At 61.3% G+C, this 25,371-nt stretch carries 18 protein-coding genes; 14 read left to right on the top strand and 4 right to left on the bottom strand.

Annotated features, from left to right (window positions below):
• The first annotated feature begins 397 nt into the window (after positions 1–397).
• From iolD to iolE, 4 genes are read left to right on the top strand one after another with little or no spacing between them, the layout of a single operon-like run.
• The gene (iolD, locus tag L085_RS03330; protein WP_044030033.1) at positions 398–2,338 is read left to right on the top strand and encodes a 3D-(3,5/4)-trihydroxycyclohexane-1,2-dione acylhydrolase (decyclizing); all 1,941 of its coding nucleotides are present in this window, start codon (positions 398–400) and stop codon (positions 2,336–2,338) included.
• A gap of 35 nt (positions 2,339–2,373) precedes the next feature.
• A complete protein-coding gene (locus L085_RS03325) occupies positions 2,374–3,387 on the top strand; it encodes a Gfo/Idh/MocA family oxidoreductase (protein ID WP_044030032.1) in 1,014 nt (337 codons plus the stop codon).
• Between the two features lie 39 nt (positions 3,388–3,426).
• A complete protein-coding gene (locus L085_RS03320) occupies positions 3,427–4,311 on the top strand; it encodes a sugar phosphate isomerase/epimerase (protein ID WP_004930845.1) in 885 nt (294 codons plus the stop codon).
• 59 nt (positions 4,312–4,370) lie between these two features.
• Complete coding sequence (gene iolE / locus L085_RS03315; protein WP_015379329.1) at positions 4,371–5,267, top strand: myo-inosose-2 dehydratase; 897 nt, start codon at positions 4,371–4,373, stop codon at positions 5,265–5,267.
• Between the two features lie 60 nt (positions 5,268–5,327).
• Here the strand turns inward: iolE and L085_RS03310 are convergent, their stop codons facing one another.
• Complete coding sequence (locus L085_RS03310; protein ID WP_044030031.1) at positions 5,328–6,506, bottom strand: P1 family peptidase; 1,179 nt, start codon at positions 6,504–6,506, stop codon at positions 5,328–5,330.
• Positions 6,499–7,014 carry a GNAT family N-acetyltransferase gene (locus L085_RS03305; RefSeq protein ID WP_015379327.1) on the bottom strand — a complete coding sequence of 172 codons (516 nt, stop codon included), beginning with the start codon at positions 7,012–7,014 and terminating at the stop codon, positions 6,499–6,501. The genes L085_RS03310 and L085_RS03305 overlap by 8 nt, the downstream gene beginning before the upstream one ends.
• Before the next feature lie 388 nt (positions 7,015–7,402).
• Here L085_RS03305 and L085_RS03300 point away from each other — a divergent pair, with 388 nt between their 5' ends.
• The 4 genes from L085_RS03300 (at position 7,403) to gntK (ending at position 11,672) form a co-directional block, all read left to right on the top strand.
• Entirely contained in the window at positions 7,403–8,098 is a 696-nt protein-coding gene (locus tag L085_RS03300; protein WP_044030030.1) for a pirin family protein, read from the top strand.
• A 292-nt stretch (positions 8,099–8,390) separates the two neighbouring features.
• On the top strand, positions 8,391–9,386 hold the full coding sequence (gene gntR / locus L085_RS03295) for a gluconate operon transcriptional repressor GntR (RefSeq protein ID WP_004930833.1): 996 nt from the start codon (positions 8,391–8,393) through the stop codon (positions 9,384–9,386).
• 340 nt (positions 9,387–9,726) lie between these two features.
• Positions 9,727–11,043, top strand: a complete 1,317-nt coding sequence (gene gntT, locus L085_RS03290) for a gluconate transporter (protein ID WP_004930830.1) — start codon at positions 9,727–9,729, stop codon at positions 11,041–11,043.
• A 101-nt stretch (positions 11,044–11,144) separates the two neighbouring features.
• Complete coding sequence (gene gntK, locus L085_RS03285; protein ID WP_015379326.1) at positions 11,145–11,672, top strand: gluconokinase; 528 nt, start codon at positions 11,145–11,147, stop codon at positions 11,670–11,672.
• Between the two features lie 30 nt (positions 11,673–11,702).
• Here gntK and L085_RS03280 read toward each other — a convergent pair whose 3' ends face one another.
• Positions 11,703–12,296, bottom strand: coding sequence for a YhgN family NAAT transporter (locus L085_RS03280; protein ID WP_004930825.1), 594 nt, complete (start codon positions 12,294–12,296; stop codon positions 11,703–11,705).
• 192 nt (positions 12,297–12,488) lie between these two features.
• Between L085_RS03280 and asd the strand changes: the two genes are divergently transcribed.
• The 6 genes from asd to glgP all read left to right on the top strand — a co-directional run bounded on the left by asd (position 12,489) and on the right by glgP (position 23,648).
• Entirely contained in the window at positions 12,489–13,592 is a 1,104-nt protein-coding gene (asd, locus tag L085_RS03275) for an aspartate-semialdehyde dehydrogenase (RefSeq protein ID WP_004930820.1), read from the top strand.
• Between the two features lie 443 nt (positions 13,593–14,035).
• Entirely contained in the window at positions 14,036–16,222 is a 2,187-nt protein-coding gene (gene glgB / locus L085_RS03270; protein WP_044030027.1) for a 1,4-alpha-glucan branching enzyme, read from the top strand.
• A complete protein-coding gene (gene glgX, locus L085_RS03265; RefSeq protein WP_044030026.1) occupies positions 16,219–18,201 on the top strand; it encodes a glycogen debranching protein GlgX in 1,983 nt (660 codons plus the stop codon). Before glgB ends, glgX begins: the two co-directional genes overlap by 4 nt.
• A 15-nt stretch (positions 18,202–18,216) precedes the next feature.
• On the top strand, positions 18,217–19,494 hold the full coding sequence (gene glgC, locus L085_RS03260; protein WP_004930810.1) for a glucose-1-phosphate adenylyltransferase: 1,278 nt from the start codon (positions 18,217–18,219) through the stop codon (positions 19,492–19,494).
• Positions 19,495–19,628: 134 nt separating this feature from the next.
• A complete protein-coding gene (glgA, locus tag L085_RS03255; RefSeq protein ID WP_044030024.1) occupies positions 19,629–21,059 on the top strand; it encodes a glycogen synthase GlgA in 1,431 nt (476 codons plus the stop codon).
• A gap of 141 nt (positions 21,060–21,200) precedes the next feature.
• Positions 21,201–23,648: a glycogen phosphorylase gene (gene glgP / locus L085_RS03250; RefSeq protein ID WP_044030023.1), complete on the top strand. Its 2,448-nt coding sequence runs from the start codon at positions 21,201–21,203 to the stop codon at positions 23,646–23,648.
• 59 nt (positions 23,649–23,707) lie between these two features.
• On the opposite strand, the gene glpD is transcribed toward glgP, so the two are convergent.
• Positions 23,708–25,216, bottom strand: coding sequence for a glycerol-3-phosphate dehydrogenase (glpD, locus tag L085_RS03245; RefSeq protein WP_004930801.1), 1,509 nt, complete (start codon positions 25,214–25,216; stop codon positions 23,708–23,710).
• Positions 25,217–25,371: the final 155 nt, after the last annotated feature.

Below are 25,371 nucleotides of genomic sequence, written 5' to 3'. Positions count from 1 at the left end.
AGAGGCGTGGGAAAAGGCGATGAATCGGCTGCGCAAGGGCCGCCGGGGCGGAACATAAAAGGGAGGTGAGGGCAGAGGAAAAGGCTGTCAGCCCATGTGCCAACGACTTTTATCGGCCGGTGCGCGGCACGAAGCCCATGAAGGCTTAACCACGAGATGAAACGGGCTTTTCATGCAATATGCGATCTTTATCGCAAAATGAAATGTTTCTTCTGTAATGTGATTTTATGAAAAATATATTTGTTTATAATCGCTTCACGTTTCAGGTTGTCGACTTCGTGAGCAGCGCGGGCATCGCCTGCTCAAGATAATAGCTGCCGCCGCGTAACACAAACACGGGATTGTCGGCTCGGCATGAGCGCTTTCCGGGGCGGCCCTTAATCTAAAGGGTGGGTAAATGGGCAAGATCAGGTTAACCATGGCGCAGGCGCTCGTCAGATTTCTCGATAACCAGTATCTGCTGGCCGACGGCGTGGAAACCAAATTCGTCGCGGGCATTTTCGCGATTTTCGGCCACGGCAATGTGCTGGGGCTGGGGCAGGCGCTGGAACAGGATAGCGGCGATCTGCGGGTGCACCAGGGCCGCAACGAGCAGGGGATGGCCCATGCGGCGATCGGCTTCGCCAAACAGAAGCTGCGCCGGCAAATTTACGCCTGCACCTCATCGGTCGGCCCCGGCGCCGCCAATATGATCACCGCCGCGGCCACCGCCACCGCTAACCGCATTCCTTTATTGCTGCTGCCGGGCGACGTTTACGCTTCCCGCCAGCCGGACCCGGTGTTGCAGCAAATCGAACAGTCTTACGATCTCAGCATCAGCACCAACGACGCGTTCCGTGCGGTGAGCAAATACTGGGATCGCATCGTGCGGCCGGAACAGCTGATGAGCGCCTGCATCAATGCGATGCGCGTGTTGACCGATCCGGCGGAAACCGGCGCGGTGACGCTGTGTCTGCCGCAGGACGTGCAGGGGGAAGCCTACGACTACCCCGACTATTTCTTCCAAAAGCGCGTGCATCGGCTCGATCGCCGCCCGGCGACAGACGGCATGTTGGCGGACGCCTTGGCGCTGCTGACGGCCAAACGCAAACCGCTGCTGGTGTGCGGCGGCGGCGTGAAGTACTCACAGGCCGGGCGGGTGCTGCGCGAATTCGCCGAGCGCTTCGGCATTCCGTTCGCCGAGACCCAGGCCGGTAAAGGCACGGTATCGAGCGACCATGAATTCAACCTCGGTGGCATCGGCGAAACCGGCTGCCTGGCGGCCAACACGCTGGCCCGGCAGGCCGATCTGGTGATTGGCGTCGGCACCCGTTACACCGATTTCACCACCTCGTCCAAATGGCTGTTCCAACACCCGGACGTCAGCTTCCTCAATATCAACGTCAGCGCCTTCGACGCCGGCAAGCTCGACGGCGTGCAGGTGCTGGCGGACGCCCGCGAGGCCCTGAACGCACTGGGCGCGCTGCTGGCGCAGGCCGATTATCGCGCCGGCTGGGGCGACGCCATCGCCGCGGCGCGCGGTGCCCAGCGTGAAGAGACCGAGCGCGTTTACGCGGTGGAATACAGCGGCGCAGACTTTGTGCCGGAGATAGACGATCACCTCGACCGCGAGCAGGTGTTCGACGAATTTATCGCCCAGACCGGCTCGGCGATGACGCAAAGCCGGGTGCTGGGGGTGCTGAACCGCGAGCTGCCGCCGGACAGCGTGATCGTCGCCGCCGCCGGCAGCCTGCCGGGCGATCTGCAGCGGGTGTGGCACAACCGCGGCGAGCACGGTTACCACGTGGAATACGGCTACTCCTGCATGGGGTACGAGGTGAACGCCGCGCTGGGGGTCAAGCTGGCCGAGCCCCAGCGCGAGGTGTACGCGATGGTGGGCGACGGCGCCTTCATGATGCTGCATTCCGAACTGGTCACCTCGATTCAGGAAGGCTGCAAGATCAACGTGGTGCTGTTCGACAACATGACCAACGGCTGCATCAACAACCTGCAGATGGAACACGGCATGGACAGCTACACCACCGAATTCCGCTTCCGCAATCCACAGGGCAGCAAGCTCGACGGCAAACTGGTGCCGGTCGATTTCGCCATGCTGGCGGCGGCTTACGGCTGTAAAACCTATCGCGTCACTACCGAGCAGCAGCTGCTCGACGCGCTGGCCGACGCCCGCAGGCAAACCGTGTCCACGCTGCTGGACATCAAGGTGCTGCCGAAGACCATGGTGCACAAGTATCTCAGCTGGTGGCGCGTGGGCGGCGCTCAGGTGGCCGACAGCGAAAAAATCGTCGCAGTGGCGCGCAAGCTGCAGGAAAACATCGATAAGGCGCGCGATTACTGATTCGTTTTCATACATTAATCTCGAGGGTAGCGAAAATGACATTGAACATTGGGGTTATCGGCACCGGCGCTATCGGCCGCGATCATATCCGTCGCTGCAGCAAAGTGTTGCAGGGCGCCCGCGTGGTGGCGGTCAACGACATCAACCGCGACAACGCCGCCAAAGCGGTGAGCGATCTGCAGCTGGATGCGCGGGTGTATGACAACGGCCACGATCTGATCAAGGCCGCCGACGTGCAGGCGGTGCTGGTCACCTCCTGGGGGCCGAGTCATGAAGAGTTCGTGCTGGCGGCCATCGCCGCCGGCAAACCGGTATTCTGCGAGAAGCCGCTGGCGGTGACCGCGCAGGGCTGCAAAAACATTGTCGACGCCGAAGCGAAGCACGGCAAACGGCTGGTGCAGGTCGGCTTCATGCGCCCCTATGATCAGGGCTATCGCGCGCTGAAACAGGTACTGACCAGCGGCCAGATCGGCGAGCCGCTGATGCTGCACTGCGCGCACCGCAACCCGACGGTCGGCGAGGCCTACACCACCGATATGGCGATCACCGACACCCTGATCCACGAAATCGACGTGCTGCGCTGGCTGCTCGACGACGACTATGTGTCGGTGCAGGTGGTGTTCCCACGCAAGAGCCCGAAGGCATTCCCGCACCTGAAAGATCCGCAAATTGTGCTGTTTGAAACCGCCAAGGGGACGCGCATCGACGTCGAAATCTTCGTCAACTGCCAGTACGGCTACGACATTCAGTGCGAAGTGGTGGGGGAAACCGGCATCGCCAAACTGCCGGAACCGTTCTCGGTGCAGATGCGCAGCGGCGCCCGCCTGTCGACCGAAATCCTGACCGACTGGAAGGATCGCTTTATCGATGCCTATGACGTCGAGCTGCAGGGCTTCATCAACGACGTAGCCGCAGGCAAGTTGACCGGGCCTTCCGCCTGGGACGGCTACGCCGCCGCAGTAACCGCCGACGCCTGCGTGGCGGCCCAGCTCAGTGGCGAGATCGTGCCGGTGACCCTGCCGGCGCGCCCGGCGTTTTACGGTAAATAACCGCTCGCAGCGCGTAACCACGATTGCAGAGGAGTGACCATGAAGATCGCTTTTGATGTCGACGTTATCCGGGATTTGGGCGTCACCAAAATGGTTCAGCAGGTGGCGGACTGGGGCTACAAATACATCGAGCAGTCGCCGCACCCGCAGATCAACCCGTTTTACAAACATCCGAAGGCCAGCCGCGAAATCATGGCGGAGTATAAAAACGCCCTAAAAGCGACCGGCGTGGAGATCTCCTCATTTATCGTGGTGTATCGCTGGTCCGGTCCGGGGGAAGATCGCCGCCAGGCGGCGGTCAAAAACTGGCGGCGGATGATCGAAATCGCGGTGGAAATGGGCGTGCAGGTGATCAACACCGAGCTGGCCGGCAACCCCAACGAACCGGAGATCTGCGAGGAGCTGTGGTATCGCTCGATGGAGGAGCTGCTGCCGATCGTTGAGCGCGAGGGTATTCGTATGGAGATCCAGTCGCACCCGTGGGACTTCTGCGAGCTGAGCAACGAAACCGCCGATCTGGTGAAGTCGCTGCGCAGCGACCACGTCAAATATCTCTACAGCGTGCCGCACACCTTCTACTACGACAAGGGGCAGGGTGACGTAGCCGGGATGCTGCAGTACGCCGGGGACGATCTGTCCCACGTGCTGATCGCCGACACCATGAACCACACCAAGCACTGCCGCTATATCGTCAACCCGCCGGGCGTTGACGCCGCGGTGCACCAGCACGTCGGCATCGGCGAAGGCGAGGTGAATTTCGACGCCCTGTTCCAGACGCTGCGCGACATGGAATTTGCCAACCGCAGCTTCAAGGTCGGCGGCGAATCGATCATCTGCACCTCGCTGTTCGGTTACCCGGAAAAGATGCCGAGCCAGGCGGTGGCGACCAGAGAACGCATCGAAAGAGAGCTGTTGGGCAAATAATCTGATTCGGCTCGCCGGTGGCGTTTGTACCGGCGGCCCTGCAAGGACCGAGGCAAACCATGAATAAAGACAACGTGAAATTGGCCATTGCGCCGATCGGCTGGACCAACGACGACATGCCCGATCTGGGCAAGGAGAACACCTTCCAGCAATGCGTCAGTGAAATGGCGCTGGCCGGTTTCACCGGCAGCGAAGTGGGCAGCAAATACCCGCGCGATCCGGCGGTGCTGAAACCGATGCTGGATATTCGCGGCATCCAGATCTGCAACGCCTGGTTCAGCACCTTTTTCGCCGACGGCCAGAAAGACAAAACCATTGATGAATTTATCAACCACATGAATTTCCTGCATGCCATGGGCGCCAGGGTGATTGGCTGCTCAGAGCAGAGCAAGAGCATTCAGGGCACCACCAAAGGCGTGTTCGAAGAGAAGCCGTACTTCAGCGATGAAGAGTGGCAGCGCGTGGCCGACGGTTACAACGAGTTGGCGAAGATCGCCGCCGATAAAGGCATGCAGGTGTGCCTGCACCACCACATGGGCACCGGCATTCAGACCACGGCCGAAATCGATCGCTACATGAGCATGGTCAACGACGACGTTTACCTGCTGTTCGATACCGGCCACGCCTACTATTCGGAAGGCAGCCAACAGGCGATGATGGCGATCCTGGAGAAGTATCTGCCGCGGATCAACCATGTCCACCTGAAGGACGTGCGCGATGAGGTGGTGGCGGAAGTGAAGGCCAACAAGCTGAGCTTCCTCGACGGCGTGAAGAAGGGCACCTTCACCGTGCCGGGTGATGGCGTGATCGACTTCAGGCCGGTGTTCAAGCTGCTGGACGAGCGCGGTTACAAAGGGTGGATGGTGGTGGAGGCCGAGCAGGATCCGGCGCTGGCCAACCCGTTCGAGTATGCGGTGAAGGCGCGCCGTTATATTCGGGAAACTGCCGGTATTTAGGCGGTGGGGGGCAATAAAGATCGAGGGGCGCCACCGGCCCCCTTTTTTGATGGCGGCGCGTTAGCCGCCGAGCGTTTGCCAGGTTGTGACCTGGCTGCCCGGCCACGGCGTGGCGGCGTATACGCCCCGGGCGATCGCCCGAGCGAGGGTGTCCGCCGCCAGCGCGCCGATCTGCAGCACCGCCAGTTCGCGGCTGCCCTGTACCTCGCGCTGCCCGGTGGACAGGGCGAACACCACGTCGCCGTCAAACGGGCTGTGCAGCGGGCGAATAGCGCGCGCCATGCCGTCTTGCGCCATGATGGCCACCCGTTTCAACTCCACACGCGTCAGCGCCAGATCGGTGGCGATGCAGGCCAGGGTGGTGTTCTTTCTGCCGCCCTGCGGCTTTTGCACCATCCAGTCTTCGCCTTGCGCGCGCAGTTGCGCCAGCGCCGTCGCGCCGCCGTTGCCGAATTCACCGTCAATTTCATAGGGCGTCGCCCAGAAGGCGCGGGTGCCGGGCGCTACCACCGCTCCCAGGCTGTTGACCGCCACCAGTGCACCGACGGTAGCGCCGCTGGCGGCAACGATCGATGCCGAACCGAGCCCGCCTTTCAGCTTGCCCATGCCGGTCATGGCGCCGTAGCCGGCGCCGACGGTGCCCAGTGGAAAGTCCAATCCAGCCTTGCCGACCGCGTCGATGCCCAGCTGGCGATACGGCGGCGTGAGCTGCCAGTTTTTATCGCCGCCGTTGGCAAGGTCGTACAGGCAGGCGGTGGGCACGATAGGTGAGACCGGCACGCCGGGAGCCGGCCGCAGCGCATAGCCTCTGCCTTGTAGCCCGAGCCAGGCCGCGACGCCGTCCGCCGCCGCCAGGCCGTATACCGAACCGCCGCTGAACGTCAACGCATCGACGGTCTGTACCAAATTGTCTTCACCCAGCGCGTCGGTTTCCCGGGTGGCGGGGCCGCCGCCGCGCACGTCCACGGCGGCAATCGCCGGGCTGTCCGGCAGTATCACCGTCGCGCCGGTGCGCACCCGGCTGTCCTGCGCCACGCCGACCTTCAGGCCGGGCACATCGGTAATCAGGTTGCGGGCGCCAGGGCGCCCGGCGGCGGAAGTTGGCATAGCGGCACCTAATGGGGTGAAGGGGGAGAACATGCCGGCGGCGGTCAGGCCGGCCAGCGCGTGTAAAAAGGTTCGGCGGTTGATATTCAGGGGCCGGCGCAGCGGCCCCTGCGGGGGGATGAGATCACGCATCGCCGCGCGGCTGCCCGGAGCGAAAACGCGCCATATGGTAGGCATCGACCAGCACGCCGTCGCGAATGGCGAAAGCGCGGCTGGTGCCTTCAATCTCAAAACCGAACTTGCGATACAGCGCGATGGCCGCCGGGTTGTCGGTAAACACCGTCAGTTCGATGCGCTCGATGGCCGCCCAGTTGTCGCACAGGTCGATCATCGCCTGCATCAGGCGGCTGCCGACGCCTTTACCGTGGTAGCGCGGATCGACGCCGATGCCGAAGGTGGCCACGTGGCGGCGGCGAACGCGCTGATTCAGCATCACGGCTAACTGACCGACAAGCTGCCCGTCAACGAAGGCCGCCAGGTTATGCGTGCCCGGTTCGGGGTTGGCGAGGCGTTTCTGCCAGGACTCGACGGACGGTAGCGGGAGCTGCAGCGTATCGCGGTAGACGGGCGTCTGAGAATAAAGATGATGCAGAGCCTGAGCATCCGATGTTTCCACGTGGCGTATCACGATCTCGCTCATCTCGCTGCTCCTTTTGCTTACCGGTTGAATAACCTCTGAATTTATCCGTTTACTGCCTTGAGTCAATATTATTTCAACGGGTCAAAAAAAACGCTTTACAGGTGCGAATGATAATGATTATTATTGCGATGCGTTCCGGGGAGGGCATCAATCCTTGATACTCTCGCTGCGAAGGCACGACATTGCTCACATTGCTTCCAGTGTTTACTTAGCCAGCTCGGGTGCTGGCTTTTTTTTGCCCTTTTTCAGCCGGTTCCGCTTTCAACAAATCCGCTGCCCATCCGCTGTTTCATTTCATCGAAATTTTTGAACAGAGGCATGAGTTTTTTACGCTTTCTTATTCTGCTGGCAGGACTAGACTGTAAAAAAACATTGAGGAGAGTTGAAAATGATTTATGTACGTAAAGCGGAAGACCGCGGCCACGCCAATCATGGCTGGCTGGATAGCTGGCACACCTTCTCATTTGCCGATTACTACGATCCGAACTTTATGGGGTTCTCGGCGCTGCGAGTGATCAACGAAGATGTGATCGACGCAGGGCAGGGTTTCGGTACTCACCCGCATAAAGACATGGAAATCCTGACCTACGTGCTGAGCGGCACGGTGGAACATCAGGACAGCATGGGCAACAAGGAGCAGATCCAGGCCGGTGAATTCCAGATCATGAGTGCGGGCACCGGGGTGCGTCACTCTGAGTACAACGCTAATCAGGATCGTCCGTTGCACCTGTACCAGATTTGGATCATCCCGGATCAGGTCGGGCTGGAGCCGCGCTATGAGCAGCGCATGTTCGACGCGCCGCAGGGCCGTCAGCTGGTGCTGTCGCCGGATGCGCGCGACGGTTCGCTGAAGGTGTTCCAGGATATGACGCTGTCGCGTTGGGCGCTGAATAAGGGCGAGCAGGGGGAATGCCCGATCGCCGCCGGCCGTCGCGTTTGGATCCAGGTGGTGCGCGGCAAGGTCTCGGTCAACGGCCAGACCGCTGGCATCAGCGACGCGTTCGCGGTGTGGGATGAATCGGCGCTGACGATCCAGGCCGACGGAGAGAGCGAAATCCTGCTGTTCGATCTGCCGCCGGTGTGATTAAGCGGTAAATTTCAAGGGCTCACGGTGTGAGCCCTTGAGGTTAATGACACGTCTGACGATGTTGCCTGACTTGACGCCGCCAGCATATAAAAACAAGGAAAATCAATTTATTGATTTTCGGCTAATCATCATAAAGGGGGAAAAAACACGCTTTTTCCCCCTTTGTCAGCGTATGAAGGGCTCACTGTGTGAGCCCTTTTTGCGTTGGCCGTCGCATAACCGACAATATCGGCCCGCCGTTTTTTTTGCTAAAATGGCTGCCCATTCACGGTTAGTCAGTTCATTGATAATGAAGAAAAAACGGCCGGTACTCCAGGATGTGGCGGACAAGGTGGGCGTGACCAAGATGACGGTGAGCCGTTATCTGCGCAATCCCGACCAGGTTTCCGCCGCCCTGCAGCAAAAAATCGCCGTCGCGCTGGATGAGCTGGGCTACATCCCCAACCGCGCGCCGGACATTCTCTCCAACGCCACCAGCCGGGCGATTGGCGTGCTGTTGCCGTCGCTGACCAACCAGGTGTTCGCCGAAGTGCTGCGCGGCATCGAAAGCGTAACCGACGCGCACAACTACCAAACCATGCTGGCGCACTATGGCTACCTGCCGGAGCGTGAAGAAGAGCGTCTGACCTCGCTGCTGTCTTACAATATCGACGGCCTGATCCTGTCTGAGCGCCATCACACGCCGCGCACCCTGAAAATGATCGAGGTGGCGGGCATTCCGGTGGTGGAGCTGATGGACTGCGTCTCGCCGTGCATCGATCTGGCGGTGGGCTTCAACAACTTCGAGGCGGCGCGCCAGATGACCCAGCAGATCATCGCGCACGGCCACCGTCACGTGGTCTATTTCGGCGCCCGTCAGGATGAACGTACCATCATCAAACAACAGGGGTATGAGCAGGCGATGCGTGAATCCGGCCTGGAGCCGTACAGCATCATGACCGCGCGTTCTTCCTCTTATTCCGCCGGCGGCGAGCTGTTGCGCCAGGCGCAGCGTGACTACCCGCAGATCGACAGTATCTTCTGCACCAACGATGACCTGGCGATCGGGGCGGCCTTCGAATGCCAGCGGCAAGGGCTGTCGATCCCGCAGGACATGGCGATCGCCGGTTTCCACGGCCATGACATCGGTCAGGTGATGGTGCCGAAGCTGGCCAGCGTGCTGACGCCGCGCGAGCGCATGGGGCAGATCGGCGCCGAGCGCCTGCTGGCCCGGCTGCGCGGCGAAACGGTGTGCCCGCGCATGGTGGACGTCGGTTTCACCGTGATCCCCGGCGGCAGCATCTGAGCTATTTTAACGTTCTGTTTTAACACTCTTTCTTTTTACAGCGCGCCCTGAGGCGCGCTGGTTACCCCGCCTGTAAGCCCGCCGCTCGTTGCCGGCATAAGTTTGATCTCTGTCCCAGAACGCGAATTTTAGCCGGTTACCCGGTTCCGGCGCACTCGTTGTTACCGGTATCATGATACCGGTAACAACGAGTGCGCGGTCATCTTGCTGCAAGACTGAACCTCTGACTCAACAACACCTACAGCTCTTCTTAAACACCGGGAAAGAGCCTAAAAATAAAACAACCGCACGCTTTACGCATATTGTAAAGAGAGTCGCGATAAAAGGTTGGAGAAAAACTATGCCATTAGTGATTGTTGCAGGCGGCGTAGCGCTGCTGCTGCTGCTGATGATCCGCTTCAAGCTGAACGGCTTTATCTCTCTGGTTCTGGTTGCTTTGGCGGTCGGGATCGCGCAGGGTATGCCGGTCGATAAGGTCATCGGCTCCATCAAGGCCGGCGTGGGCGGCACGTTGGGCAGCCTGGCGCTGATCATGGGCTTCGGCGCCATGCTCGGCAAACTGCTGGCGGACTGCGGCGGCGCACAGCGCATCGCCACCACGCTGATCGACAAGTTCGGCAGAAAACACATTCAATGGGCGGTGGTGCTGACCGGCTTCACCGTCGGCTTCGCGCTGTTCTACGAAGTGGGCTTCGTGCTGTTGCTGCCGCTGGTGTTCACCATCGCCGCCTCCGCGCGTATCCCGCTGCTGTACGTCGGCGTGCCGATGGCCGCCGCGCTGTCGGTGACCCACGGCTTCCTGCCGCCGCACCCGGGCCCGACCGCCATCGCCACCATCTTCCATGCCGACATGGGTAAAACCCTGCTGTACGGCACGTTGCTGGCGATCCCGACGGTGATCCTGGCCGGCCCGGTCTATGCCCGCTTCCTGAAAGGCATCGACAAGCCGGTGCCGGAAGGCCTGTACAACCCGAAAACCTTTACCGACGCGGAGATGCCGAGCTTTGGCGTCAGCGTCGCCACGTCGCTGGTGCCGGTGATCCTGATGGCGCTGCGCGCGGTCGCTGAAATGGTGCTGCCGAAGGGCCACAGCCTGCTGCGCTTCGCCGAGTTCTTCGGCGACCCGGTGATGGCCACCCTGATCGCCGTGCTGATCGCCATCTTCACCTTCGGCCTGAACCGTGGCCGTACCATGGATGAAGTGATGGGCACCATCACCGACTCGATTAAAATCATCGCCATGATGCTGTTGATCATTGGCGGCGGCGGCGCCTTCAAGCAGGTGCTGGTGGACAGCGGCGTTGAGAAGTACATCGCCGGCCTGATGGAAGGCAGCAACGTTTCGCCGATCCTGATGGCCTGGTCGATCGCCGCTGCGCTGCGTCTGGCGCTGGGTTCCGCCACCGTGGCGGCGATCACCGCGGGTGGCATCGTGGCGCCGCTGATCGCCACCACCGGCGTCAGCCCTGAGCTGATGGTGATTGCGGTCGGTTCCGGCAGCGTCATCTTCTCGCACGTCAACGATCCGGGCTTCTGGCTGTTCAAGGAGTACTTCAACCTGAGCATCATGGAAACCATCAAATCCTGGTCGGTGCTGGAAACCATTATCTCGGTGTGCGGCCTGGTGGGCTGTCTGCTGCTGGCGACGGTCGTATAATCTTTATCCGGCGCCCTGCGGGGCGTCGGCGTTCCAGAGTATCTTTATCAGTTGGGACGCATTTGGCGCGCTCGCGCCAGTTCCCATAAGGGCATGACACAATGAGCAATCCGCAGAATCACGTATTTGTTTTGATGGGCGTTTCCGGCAGCGGCAAATCCGCCGTGGCCAGCGCTGTCGCTCACCAGGCCAACGCCGCCATGCTGGACGGCGATTACCTGCACCCGCGCGCCAACATCATCAAAATGTCCTCCGGGCATGCGTTGGACGACAACGATCGCGCGCCGTGGCTGGCGGCCCTGAACGACGCCATCTTCGCCATGCAGCGCACCAACGACGTGTCGCTGCTGGTGTGCTCGGCGCTGAAGAAAAGCTATCGCGATCGCCTGCGCGACGGCAATCTCAACCTGCATTTCCTGTATCTGAAAGGCGACCAGTCGGTGATCGAGGAGCGTCTGAAGCAACGCAAGGGCCACTTCTTCAAGCCGCAGATGTTGATTTCCCAGTTCGCCACGCTGGAAGAGCCGGGCGAGCAGGAGCCGGATGTGCAAGCGATCGACATCAACCAGCCGCTGGACGGCGTGGTTGCCGATACGCTCGCCTATATTCGCCGCGTTACCGCCCGCTAAACGCGGACCGTTGTCGGCGCCGCCAGGCGCCTACAGCTTCATGTAAGCCCGCACGCCGTCCAGGAACATCTGGGTCGACAGCATCACCAGAATCAGCCCCATCAACCGCTCCAGCGCGCTGACGCCTTTGCTGCCCAGCAGGCGCAGGAACAGGTTCGACATCAGCAAAATGGCCGCAGAGAGGCCCCAGGCGATCAGCAGCGCCGCCACCAAATGCGGCAGCTGATGTGGATACTGGTGCGACAGCAGCATCAGCGCCGCCAGAATCGATGGCCCGGCCACCAGCGGGATCGCCAGCGGCACCAGGAACGGTTCCTCGCCGGCGGACAGCCCGGAGCTGTTCCCCTCCTGCGTGGGGAAAATCATCTTGATGGCGATCAGAAACAGGATGATGCCGCCGGAAATGGAGACGGTTTCGGTGCGCAGGTTGAGGAACGCCAGAATTTTCTCGCCGGCGAACAGAAAGATCAGCATCAGCAGCAGGGCGATCAGCAGCTCGCGAATCAACACTACGCGGCGGCGGCGCGGCTCCAGGTGCTTGAGCACCGACATGAAAATCGGCAGGTTGCCCAGCGGATCCATAATTAAAAACAGCAATACCGTAGCGGAAATCATCTCTGTCATGGTGACCTCGTGATCGGGAAAACGCCTCGGCCTTTACGGCCGCGTCCTTGCCTATAAGAAGGATTGCTGAGAAATCCCCAGCCATCGAATAAATTCACTTTGCGCCCGCGCCGACATTTTGTAAGGTGAGGAGATATTGCACACAACTCGTTATCACCTAATAAGCCCTTATCCGGGCGGGACACAGATATTATGAAAAACGTTGGTTTCATCGGTTGGCGCGGAATGGTCGGCTCGGTTCTCATGCAACGCATGACGGAAGAGCGCGATTTCGACGCCATTCGCCCGGTCTTTTTCTCCACCTCGCAGCACGGTTCCGCCGCGCCGGCCTTTGGCGGCCAGCAGGGCACGCTGCAGGATGCGTATGACATCGACGCGCTGAGCGCGCTCGATATCATTATTACCTGTCAGGGCGGCGATTATACCAACGAAGTTTATCCTAAGCTGCGCGCCAGCGGTTGGCAGGGTTACTGGATCGACGCGGCCTCGTCGCTGCGCATGCAGGACGACGCCATCATCATCCTGGATCCGGTCAACCACGCGGTGATCCAGCAGGGCCTGGACAAAGGCATCAAAACCTTCGTCGGCGGCAACTGCACCGTCAGCCTGATGCTGATGTCGCTCGGCGGCCTGTTCGCCAACGATCTGGTGGAGTGGGCATCGGTCGCCACCTACCAGGCGGCCTCCGGCGGCGGCGCGCGCCACATGCGCGAACTGCTGACCCAAATGGGCATGCTGCATGCCGACGTGGCGAAAGAGCTGCAGAACCCGGCCTCCGCCATTCTGGATATCGAACGCAAGGTGACCGAGGCCACCCGCAGCGGCAAACTGCCGACCGATAACTTCGGCGTGCCGCTGGCCGGCAGCCTGATCCCGTGGATCGACAAGCAGCTCGACAACGGCCAGAGCCGCGAAGAGTGGAAAGGCCAGGCTGAAACCAACAAGATCCTGAACACCGCCAGCGTGATCCCGGTCGACGGTCTGTGCGTGCGCGTCGGCGCGCTGCGCTGCCACAGCCAGGCGTTCACGCTGAAGCTGAAAAAAGACGTGTCGCTGCCGGAAATCGAGCAGATGCTGGCGACGCACAACGACTGGGTGCGCGTGATCCCGAACGACCGCGAACTGACCATGCGCGAACTGACGCCGGCGGCGGTGACCGGTACGCTGAATACGCCGGTCGGCCGTCTGCGCAAGCTGAATATGGGGCCGGAGTACCTGTCGGCGTTCACCGTGGGCGACCAACTGCTGTGGGGCGCGGCCGAGCCGCTGCGCCGCATGCTGCGCATCCTGCTGTAAACCCGCACTTCCAGGGGGCTGGCTGCTTTCAGCCCCCTAATGCCTTATTTTCCGCTTTTTTGTTCGCCGCGCATCGCGTCGGGCAGCGTCATCGCCAGCCTCGTTTCAATGGGCGGGATCCCGCCTATCTCCTCGTCAGCCGCCGCATGCAAACGCCGCCAGGCTGGCAGTTTTCTTAATGAAGAATTTTCCTGAGCAATGCTGAGCAGTTTTTAACAGACATTGGCTATGCTTAACGCATGGGTGGACAATTTTTCACCATGACTGAAATATTTCAAAAAATAAGCATAAAGAGCGAAATTCAGGTCGGCAGAGTAAAGATTGGTCAATAACCGACCGCAATCACGCTTTAGAGTCCGAATGCATTGCATGATGACCAAAACGGCCAAGGAATAATCAACAAGCCGTGCTTAGATCATGCTGTTAATCTAAGGAAGAAGACTATGCCTGTACTTCCCGATCGTGACGTGATTGATCAGATCATCGCCGGCCATTACGCCGATCCCTTCGCTCTGCTTGGCATGCATGCGACCGATAACGGTCTGCAGGTGCGCGCGCTGCTGCCGGACGCCGGCGCAGTCTGGCTGGTGGAACAGCAAACCGGCCGGCGGCTGGTGCAGCTGAACTGCGACGATCCGCGCGGTTTCTTCAGCGCGGTAGTGCCGCGGCGCAAAAATCCTTTCCGCTATCAGCTGCAGGTCAGCTGGCGCGATCATCAACAGATCGTCGACGATCCCTACCGGTTCGGCCCACTGCTGCAGGATATCGACAGTTGGCTATTGGCTGAGGGTACGCATTTGCGCCCCTACGAACGGCTGGGCGCCCACCTCGTCACGCTGGATGGCATCGACGGCGTCAGCTTTGCGGTCTGGGCGCCCAACGCCCAGCGTGTTTCGGTGGTGGGGGAATTCAACTTCTGGGACGGCCGCCGCCACCCGATGCGTCTGCGGCGTGAAAACGGCATCTGGGAGCTGTTCTTGCCCGGCGTGCAGGCCGGCCAGCTGTACAAATATGAAATCGTCGATTGCTACGGCAATACTCAGTTGAAAGCCGATCCTTACGCCTTCGAGGCGCAGATGCGCCCGGATACCGCCTCGTTGGTGGCGCCGCTGCCGGAGGTGGTGCCGTCGACGCCGGCGCGCCGCCGCGCCAACGATTTTGACCAGCCGATCGCCATCTACGAGGTGCATCTCGGCTCATGGCGCCGCCACACTGACAACCACTTCTGGCTCAGCTACGGCGAGCTGGCGGTGCAGCTGATCGATTATGTGAAGGACATGGGATTCACCCATATCGAGCTGCTGCCGATCAACGAGCACCCGTTCGACGGCAGCTGGGGCTATCAGCCGCTGGGGCTGTATGCGCCGACCCGGCGCTTCGGCACGCCGGCCGACTTCAGGGCGTTTGTGGCGGCGGCGCATGAGGCGGGCATCAACGTGATCCTCGACTGGGTGCCGGGGCACTTCCCGAGCGACGCCTACGGCCTGGCGAATTTCGACGGCACTGCGCTGTACGAGTACGCCGATCCGCGCGAGGGCTACCATCAGGACTGGAATACCCTGATCTACAACTACGGTCGTCACGAGGTACGCAACTACCTGGCGGGCAACGCGCTGTATTGGCTGGAGCGTTTCGGCATCGACGCGCTGCGGGTCGATGCGGTGGCGTCGATGATCTATCGCGATTACAGCCGCGCCGACGGCGAGTGGGTGCCGAATTACTACGGCGGCAACGAGAATCTGGAGGCCATCGCCTTCCTGCGTTATACCAACCAGACTATCGGCCAGGCGCAGCCGGGCGCGGTGACGCTGGCGGAGGAGTCCACCGACTATCCCGGCGTCACCCTGCCGCCGGATGCCAACGGCCTGGGGTTCCATTACAAATGGAACCTCGGCTGGATGCACGACACGCTCAATTATATGAAGTGCGATCCGGTGCACCGCAAGTATCACCACAACCAGATGACCTTCGGCATGCTGTACGCCTATACCGAGAACTTCGTATTGCCTATCTCGCACGATGAAGTGGTGCACGGCAAAAAATCGATCCTCGACCGTATGCCGGGCGATGCCTGGCAAAAGTTCGCCAACCTGCGCGCCTATTACGGCTTTATGTGGGCGCATCCGGGCAAAAAGCTGCTGTTTATGGGCTGCGAGTTCGCGCAAGGGCGCGAGTGGAATTTCGATACCAGCCTCGACTGGCATTTATTGGAAGGGCTGGATAACTGGCATAACGGCGTGCAGCGGCTGGTGCGCGATCTGAACCACTGCTACCGGCAGCAGGCGCCGCTGTATGAGCGCGACTACTTCCCGGATGGCTTCGAGTGGCTGGTGGTCGACGATCACGATAACTCGGTGTTCGCCTTCGCGCGCTACGATTCGCAGGGCAATGAGCTGATCGCCATCAGCAATTTTACCCCGGTGCCGCGCTACCGCTACCGCATCGGCCTCTCGCGCGCCGGTGACTACCGCGAGATCCTCAATACCGATTCGCACCACTATCACGGCAGCAACGCCGGTAATCAGGGGCGGGTCTCTTCCGAAGCGGTCGGCAGCCATGGCCGCGATTTCTCTATCAGCGTGACGTTGCCGCCATTGTCGACCATTTATCTGCTGCGGGAGGCGCCATGACCGAGCTGACGGCCGGCCTCGCCGCGCCGCTGGGCGCGCAGTATGACGGCGAAGGCATCAATTTTACCCTGTATTCGGCGCATGCCGAGCGGGTGGAGCTGTGCCTGTTCGACGGCCAGCAGCGCGAAGTGCGCCTGCCGCTGCCGGCGCGCAGCGGCGATATCTGGCATGGCTATTTGCCGGGCGGCAGGCCGGGGCAACGTTACGGCTATCGGGTCTACGGCCCGTTTGATCCGGCGAACGGGCAGCGCTTCAACCCCAACAAGCTGGCGCTCGATCCGGCCGCGCGCGCGGTGGAAGGGCCGGTGGCGGACCACCCGCACCTGCACGGCGGTTACGAGCAGCCGGATCCGCACGACAGCGCCGAGCTGATGCCGAAGTGCGTGGTGGTGGACGAACAGTATGACTGGCAGGACGATCGCCCGCCCGCCACGCCCTGGGGGCAGACGGTGATTTACGAAGCCCACGTGCGCGGCCTGACGCTGCTGCACCCGCTAATCCCGCCGGCGCTGCGCGGCAGTTTCGCCGCGCTGGGGCACCCGGCGATGATCGCCCACTTCAAACGCCTTGGCATCACCGCGCTGGAACTGCTGCCGGTGCAACAGCATACCTCCGAGCCGCGCTTGCAGCGGCTGGGGCTGATCAACTACTGGGGCTATAACGTGCTGGCGCCCTATGCGCCGGACAACCGCTACGCCAGCCTGAGCACCGATGCCACGCCGCTCAACGAATTTCGCGATGCGGTTAAGGCGCTGCACCAAGCCGGCATTGAGGTGATCCTTGACGTGGTGTTCAACCACAGCGCCGAGCTGGACAGGGATGGGCCGATGCTGTCGCTGAGCGGCATCGATAATCTGAGTTACTACTGGCTGACGCCCGAAGGGGATTACGTCAACGACACCGGCTGCGGCAACACCCTGCGGTTGGATCAGCCGCAGGGCGTAGCCTGGGTGATGGATTGCCTGCATTTTTGGGTGCGGGAGTGCCACGTCGACGGCTTCCGCTTCGATCTGGGCAGCGTGCTGGGCCGCACGCCGGGGTTCGATCGCGATGCGCCGCTGTTCCAGGCGATGCTGGCGGACGATCTGCTGTCGCGTTGCAAGCTGATCGCCGAACCCTGGGACATTGGTCCCGGCGGCTATCAGGTGGGGGCATTTCCCGGCCGCTTCGCCGAATGGAACGATCATTACCGCGACGACATGCGCCGTTTCTGGCTGCAGAGCGGCGTGTCGCTTGGCCAGTTCGCCCGGCGTTTTGCCGCTTCCAGCGATCTGTACAACCAGCGCGGGCGGGCGCCTTACGCCACCGTCAACATGCTGACCGCCCATGACGGTTTTACCCTGCAGGACGTGGTCAGCTTCAACGAGAAACACAATCAGCCGAACGGTGAGGGCAACCGCGACGGCAGCGATCGCAATTTCAGCAACAACCACGGCGTGGAAGGCCTGGTCGCCGACGACGCCATTGTGCAACGCCGCAGGGCCAGCCAGCGGGCGATGCTCGCCACGCTATTGCTGTCCCAGGGCACGCCGATGCTGCTGGCCGGCGATGAACAGGGACACAGCCAGCAGGGGAACAACAATGCCTATTGTCAGGACAACGCCACCACCTGGCTCGATTGGGCCACGGCGGATGACGCGCTGACCGATTACGTCGCGGCGCTGATCGCGCTGCGCCGCCAGATCCCCGCGCTGCAGCAGGACCGCTGGTGGCAGCAGGACGACGGCAGCGTGCAGTGGCTGAACGCGCAAGGCCTGCCGCTCGACGCGCAGCAGTGGGAGCGGGGCGAGCTGCTCATGCAGATCCTGCTGTCGCAGCGCTGGCTGTTGCTGGTCAACGCCACGCCGCAAACGACGGAGATGAGGTTGCCGGAAGGCGATTGGCAGGTTGTCGCCCCGTTCACTCAGGAAGACTCACGGGCGGTATTGCCCGCCTGGCACCAGGCCGCGCGCTCGCTTTGCGTTCTGGTACGGAAATAATAAAAGGAGTCCGCTATGGTTAGGTTTGAAAATAAAGACCCCCTGATGTTGGCGCGCCAGTTGCCGATTAAATCCGTAGCGCTGATCCTGGCCGGCGGCCGCGGCTCACGTTTGAAAGATTTGACCTCCACCCGCGCCAAGCCCGCCGTCCACTTTGGCGGCAAATTCCGCATCATCGATTTCGCCTTGTCGAACTGCCTGAACTCCGGCATCCGCCGCATCGGCGTGATCACCCAATACCAGTCGCACACGCTGGTGCAGCACATTCAGCGCGGCTGGTCGTTCCTCAACGAGGAGATGAACGAGTTCGTCGATCTGCTGCCGGCCCAGCAGCGCCTCAGCACCGAGCATTGGTACAAGGGCACCGCCGACGCGGTGTACCAGAACCTGGATATCATCCGCCGCTACGAGGCCGAATACGTGGTGATCCTGGCGGGCGATCACATCTACAAGATGGATTATTCGCGCATGCTGATCGATCACGTCGAGAAAGGCGCTCAGTGCACCGTGGCCTGCCTGCCGGTGCCGCGCAGCGAAGCCGGCGAATTCGGCGTGATGAAGGTGGATGAAAGCGACCGTATCATCGAGTTTCTGGAAAAGCCCGCCGATCCGCCGGCGATGCCGGGCAACCCGGATATGTCGCTGGCCAGCATGGGCATCTATATTTTTAATGCCGCCTACCTGTTCCAGCTGCTGGAAGAGGATATGTCGACCCCCGGCTCCAGCCACGATTTCGGCAAGGATCTGATCCCGAAAATCACCGCGCAGCAGGCGGCGTGGGCGCATCCGTTTACCTTGTCCTGCGTGACGTCCAACCCCGATCTGCCGCCGTACTGGCGCGACGTGGGCACGCTGGACGCCTACTGGCGCGCCAATCTCGATCTGGCGTCGGTGACGCCGGAGCTGGACATGTACGACCGCGCCTGGCCGATCCGCACCCACATGGAACCGCTGCCGCCGGCCAAGTTTGTGCAGGATCGCTCCGGCAGCCACGGCATGACCATGAACTCGCTGGTGTCCGGCGGTTGCATCGTGTCCGGATCGGTGGTGGTGCATTCGGTGCTGTTCCCGCGCGTGCGAGTGAACTCGTTTTGCACCATCGACTCTACCGTATTGTTGCCGGACGTGAACGTCGGCCGTTCCTGCCGCCTGCGGCGCTGCATCATCGACCGCGCCTGCCACATTCCGGAGGGCATGGTGATCGGGGAAAACGCCGATGAGGACAGCAAGCGTTTCTATCGCTCGGAAGGCGGCATCGTGCTGGTGACGCGCGAAATGTTGTCAAAATTGTGAGTTAACGTGGGGGCAGAACGATAGCCTGCCGCCCGATGAACGGTTCGATGGCTTGCGCAACGCGGCACACATAACAGCGGCAAGCCTGCTTTATTTCTTATCCAGAGGCCTTCGGCCGACTTTCAGGAGTGATAATGCAGGTCTTACACGTATGTTCTGAAATGTTCCCCCTGCTGAAAACGGGCGGACTCGCAGACGTGGTTGGCGCGCTGCCGGCGGCGCAAATCGCCGAAGGCGCCGATGTTCGGGTGCTATTGCCCGCTTTTCCTGACGTACGCAACGGCATACCTGACACCGTGCTGGTGGCGGAAATCGACTCGTTCGCCGGCCGGGTTGGCCTGCGTTACGGCACCTACCATGGTGTGGGCATCTATCTCATCGATGCGCCCTGGCTGTATGACCGGCCGGGCAGCCCGTACCACGATCAGTCCATGTATGCCTACCCCGACAACCACCGCCGCTTTGCGCTGCTGGGCTGGATGGCCTGCGAGCTGGCCAAGGGGCTGGATCGCTACTGGCGCCCGCAGCTGGTGCATGCCCACGACTGGCACGCCGGTCTTAGCTGCGCCTATCTGGCCGCCAACGGCCACCCGGCGCGTTCGGTGTTCACGGTGCATAACCTGGCCTATCAAGGGCTGTTCTCCGCCCATCACGTGACCGAGCTGTGGCTGCCGGCGTCGTTCTACAACGTCTATGGCCTGGAGTTCTACGGCCAGATGTCGTTCCTCAAGGCCGGGCTGTTTTATGCCGACCACGTGACCGCCGTCAGCCCGACCTATGCGCGTGAGATCACCCGGCCGGAGTTCGGCTACGGCATGGAGGGGCTGCTGCAGGAGCGGCAGCGGCAGGGCAGGCTGAGCGGCATCCTCAACGGGGTGGACGACAAGATTTGGGATCCGGCCCACGACCCGCGGCTGAGCGCCCGCTATGACGCCGACGATCTGAAAAGCAAGGTCAAAAACAAGCTGCATCTGCAAAAGGCCATGGGGCTGAAGGTGGACGAATCACTGCCGGTGTTCGCGGTAGTGAGCCGATTGACCAGCCAGAAAGGCCTCGATCTGGTGCTGCAGGCGTTGCCTGAACTGCTGGCGCAGGGCGGGCAGCTGGCGCTGCTGGGCGCCGGCGATGCGGTGCTGCAACAGGCGTTTCTGGCCGCCGCCGCCGACTACCCTGAACAGGTCGGCGTGCAGATCGGTTATCACGAATCCTTCTCCCACCGCATCATCGGCGGCGCCGACGTCATTTTGGTGCCGAGCCGCTTCGAGCCCTGCGGCCTGACCCAGCTCTACGGCCTGAAATACGGCACGCTGCCGCTGGTGCGCCGTACCGGCGGGCTGGCGGACACGGTGGTGGACTGCGCGCTGGAGAACCTGGCCGACGGCACCGCCAGCGGATTCGTGTTCGACGATTGCGACGCCATCGCGCTGGGCAACGCCATCCGCCGCGCCATGGTGCTGTGGAGCCGGCCGAAACACTGGCGCCACGTTCAGCGCCACGCCATGAGCGTGGACTTCGGCTGGCCGGTGGCGGCGAAAGAGTATTTATCGCTTTATCAACGCTTGTAGCCCGCGTTTCGCGTTTCGGGTTGACGCGCGGCGGGCAGCCGTAAGGGTAGATTGTCGGGGCGCGGCGTGCCGCGTCCATGTTCAGCGGAGCCCGCTATTCCGCGGCGAATGGCGGGGCTCCCTACAAGGGATTAAAAAGCCATGACTTCACCGTTTAGTTACACCTCACCTACGGTCAGTGTGGAAGCGCTGAAACACTCCATCGCCTATAAGCTGATGTTTATCGTCGGCAAGGATCCGGCCATCGCCAACCGGCACGATTGGCTGAACGCCGTGCTGTTCGCGGTACGCGATCGCATGGTGGAGCGCTGGCTGCGTTCCAACCGCGCCCAGCTGTCTCAAGACGTGCGGCAGGTGTATTACCTGTCGATGGAGTTTCTGATCGGCCGCACGTTGTCGAACGCGCTGCTGTCGATGGGCATTTATCAGGACATCGACAACGCGTTGAACGAGATGGGGCTGAACCTGGCGGAGCTGCTGGAGGAAGAGAACGACCCCGGGCTCGGCAACGGCGGTCTGGGCCGGCTGGCGGCCTGCTTCCTTGACTCGCTGGCGACGCTGGCGCTGCCGGGGCGCGGCTACGGCATTCGCTATGAGTACGGCATGTTCAAGCAGAACATCGTCAACGGCCAACAGATGGAATCGCCGGACTACTGGCTGGAGTACGGCAATCCGTGGGAGTTTCCGCGCCATAACACCCGCTACAAGGTGCGCTTCGGCGGCCGCGTGCAGCAGGAGGGGGCCAAGGCCCGCTGGCTGGAGACCGAAGAAATCGTGGCCATCGCCTACGATCAGGTGATCCCCGGTTTCGACACCGACGCCACCAACACGCTGCGGTTGTGGGGCGCGCAGGCCAGTAACGAGATCAACCTCGGCAAGTTCAACCAGGGCGATTACTTCGCGGCGGTGGAAGATAAAAACCATTCGGAGAACGTGTCGCGCGTGCTTTATCCGGACGATTCGACCTCGTCCGGGCGCGAGCTGCGGCTGCGGCAGGAGTATTTCCTGGTGTCGGCCACGGTGCAGGATATTCTCAATCGCCATTGGCTGATGCACAAAACCTTCGACAACCTGTCGGACAAGATCGCCATTCACCTCAACGACACTCACCCGGTGTTGTCGATTCCGGAGCTGATGCACCGGCTGATCGACGAGCACAAGTTCAAGTGGCTCGACGCCTGGGAAGTGGTGGAGCAGGTATTCTCCTACACTAACCACACGCTGATGAGCGAGGCGCTGGAGACCTGGCCGGTGGACATGCTCGGCCGCATCTTGCCGCGCCATCTGCAGCTGATTTTCGAAATCAACGATCACTTCCTCAAGATGGTGCAGGAAGTGGCGCCGGGCGACAACGATCTGCTGGCGCGGGTCTCGATCATCGACGAAACCAACGGCCGCCGGGTGCGCATGGCTTGGCTGGCGGTGGTGGCCAGCCACAAGGTCAACGGCGTTTCCGCCCTGCATTCCGAACTGATGGTGCAGTCGCTGTTCGCCGACTTCGCCCGGCTGTTCCCGACCCGTTTCTGCAACAAAACCAACGGGGTGACGCCGCGCCGTTGGCTGGCGCTGGCCAATCCGCCGCTGGCGGCGGTGCTGGACGACTGCATCGGTCAAACCTGGCGCACCGATCTCAGCCAACTGAGCGAGATCAAAGCCAACGTCGATTACCCGAGCTTCCTGCAGGCGGTGCAGCGCGCCAAGCGGCAGAACAAGGAGCGGCTGGCGCTGTACATTGCCAAAACGCTCAACGTGGTGGTCAACCCGGATGCGTTGTTCGATGTGCAAATCAAGCGCATCCACGAGTACAAACGGCAGCTGCTCAACGTGCTGCACGTTATCACGCTGTATAACCGTTTGCTGGCTGACCCGGACATCGAGCGCGTGCCGCGGGTGGTGATCTTCGCCGGCAAGGCGGCCTCAGCCTACTATGCCGCCAAGCAGATCATCCGTCTGATCAACGACGTGGCCAAAGTGATCAACAACGATCCGCGCGTGCATACCCAACTGAAGGTGGTGTTCATTCCGAACTATGGCGTCAGCCTGGCGCAGATCATTATCCCGGCGGCGGATCTGTCGGAACAGATCTCGCTGGCGGGCACCGAGGCCTCGGGCACCAGCAACATGAAGTTCGCGCTGAACGGCGCGCTGACCATCGGCACGCTGGACGGCGCCAACGTCGAGATGCGTGAGCACGTGGGGGAGGAGAATATCTTTATTTTCGGCAATACCGCCGAGCAGGTTGAGGAACTGCGCCGCAACGGTTACAACCCGCGCCAGTACTATGAGCAGGATCCGGAGCTGCATCAGGCGCTGACGCAGATCGCCACCGGGGTGTTCAGCCCGGAAGAGCCGAAACGCTATGGCAATTTGTTCGACTCGCTGGTCAACCTCGGCGATCACTATCAGCTGTTGGCGGATTACCGCAGCTATGTGGACACGCAGGACAAGGTGGACGAGGTCTATCTCAATCAGGACGAGTGGACGCGGCGCGCGGTGCTGAATATCGCCAATATGGGCTACTTCTCATCCGATCGCACCATTCAGGAATACGCGGATGAAATTTGGCACATTAAGCCGGTGAAACTGTAAAGCGAGAGAGGAAAAAAGCAAAGGGCCGGATAACCGGCCCTTTTTCGTTACGCTGCAGCTCAGGAAGCCAGAGACAGCGCTTTCGTTTTCGCGTGTTCCGCCAGCCAGGCTTTCACTCGCGCCTGCTGCGCTTCGTCCAGCCACATGCCCAGCTTGGTGCGGCGCCAGATAGCGTCGTCCAGCTCCACGACCCACTCTTTCTCGGTCAGGTAGCGCAGCTCGGCTTCATACAGACCGTGGCCGAAATCTTCGCCCAGATCGGCGAGGCCGTTGGCGCCGGCCAGGATCAGCTCGCTCTGGCTGCCGTAGGTGCGGGCATAACGGCGCGCCAGGGCTTCCGGCAGCCAGCCGTGCGCACGGCGCAGTTTGGCCGCGTAACCGTCGCGGTCGCCGTCGATGTCACCGCCCGGCAGCGTGGCGTTTTTGGTCCACGCCGGGCCGCAGCCTGGGTAGTAGTGGGCCAGTTTTTCCATCGCATGTTCGGCCAGCTTGCGGTAGGTGGTCAGCTTGCCGCCGAACACCGACAGCAGCGGCGCTTTGCCCTGCTCGTCGTGCACGTCCAGCGTGTAATCGCGGGTGATCGCCTGCGGTGAATCGGATTCGTCGTCACACAGCGGACGCACGCCGGAGTAAGTCCAGACGATGTCGTCGCGGCCCAGCTGCTTCTTGAAGTGATCGTTGTACACTTTCAGCAGATAAGCGATTTCGTTCTCGTCGATCTTCACGTCTTTCGGATCGCCTTTGTACTCCACGTCGGTGGTGCCGATGATGGAGAATTCGTCATTCCACGGGATCACGAACACGATGCGGTGGTCTTCGTTCTGCAGAATGTAAGACTGCGGCTGATCGTGCACGCGCGGCACCACGATGTGGCTGCCTTTGATCAGGCGGATGCCGTAAGGCGATTTCAGCTTCAGGCCGTCGTCGAAGAAGTTTTTCACCCACGGGCCGGTGGCGTTCACCAGGCCTTTGGCGCGCCAGGTGAAGGTTTTGCCGCTGTCGATATCGACCGCTTCCACCATCCACAGGCCGTTTTCACGCCATGCGCGGGTCACTTTGGTGCGGGTGCGCACTTCGCCGCCGCGTTTTTCCACTTCCTGCGCGTTCAGCACCACCAGGCGAGCATCGTCGACCCAGCAGTCGGAATATTCGAAACCGCGCTTCAGTTCAGGCTTCAGCACCGACTCTGGTCCAAAGCGCAAACCCTTGCTGCCCGGCAGGCTGGTGCGTTTGCCCAGGTGATCGTACAGGAACAGGCCGATGCGGATCATCCAGGCCGGACGCAGGTGCGGCTGGTGCGGCAGGCGGAAACGCATCGGGAACGCGATGTGCGGCGCCAGTTTCAGCAGCACTTCACGTTCGGCCAGCGCTTCGCTCACCAGACGGAATTCGTAGTGTTCCAGGTAGCGCAGGCCACCGTGGATCAGTTTGGAACTGGCGGAAGACGTAGCACAGGCCAAGTCTTGCGCTTCCAGTAGCAGTACCGACAGCCCGCGCCCGGCAGCATCCGCCGCGATGCCGGCACCGTTGATGCCGCCACCGATAACGATCAAGTCTTTGGTTTCCACGTCATCTTCCTCCAGATGTTCGAAATAGCTCTTTCATGTTCGTTTTCGCTCATGATTGTAATCAAAAACCAACAAGCAAGCCAAGACTTAACCAAACAAAAACATTTAGGCGTGATAGAGGTAACAGTTTGGTGATGATAGTCACATAAATAATA

This window comes from Serratia sp. FS14, from assembly GCF_000695995.1.
Classification (GTDB): Bacteria; Pseudomonadota; Gammaproteobacteria; order Enterobacterales; family Enterobacteriaceae; genus Serratia; species Serratia nematodiphila.
Note: the sequence above shows the minus strand (reverse complement) of the source record. Positions and strands in the feature narration are given on the sequence as shown.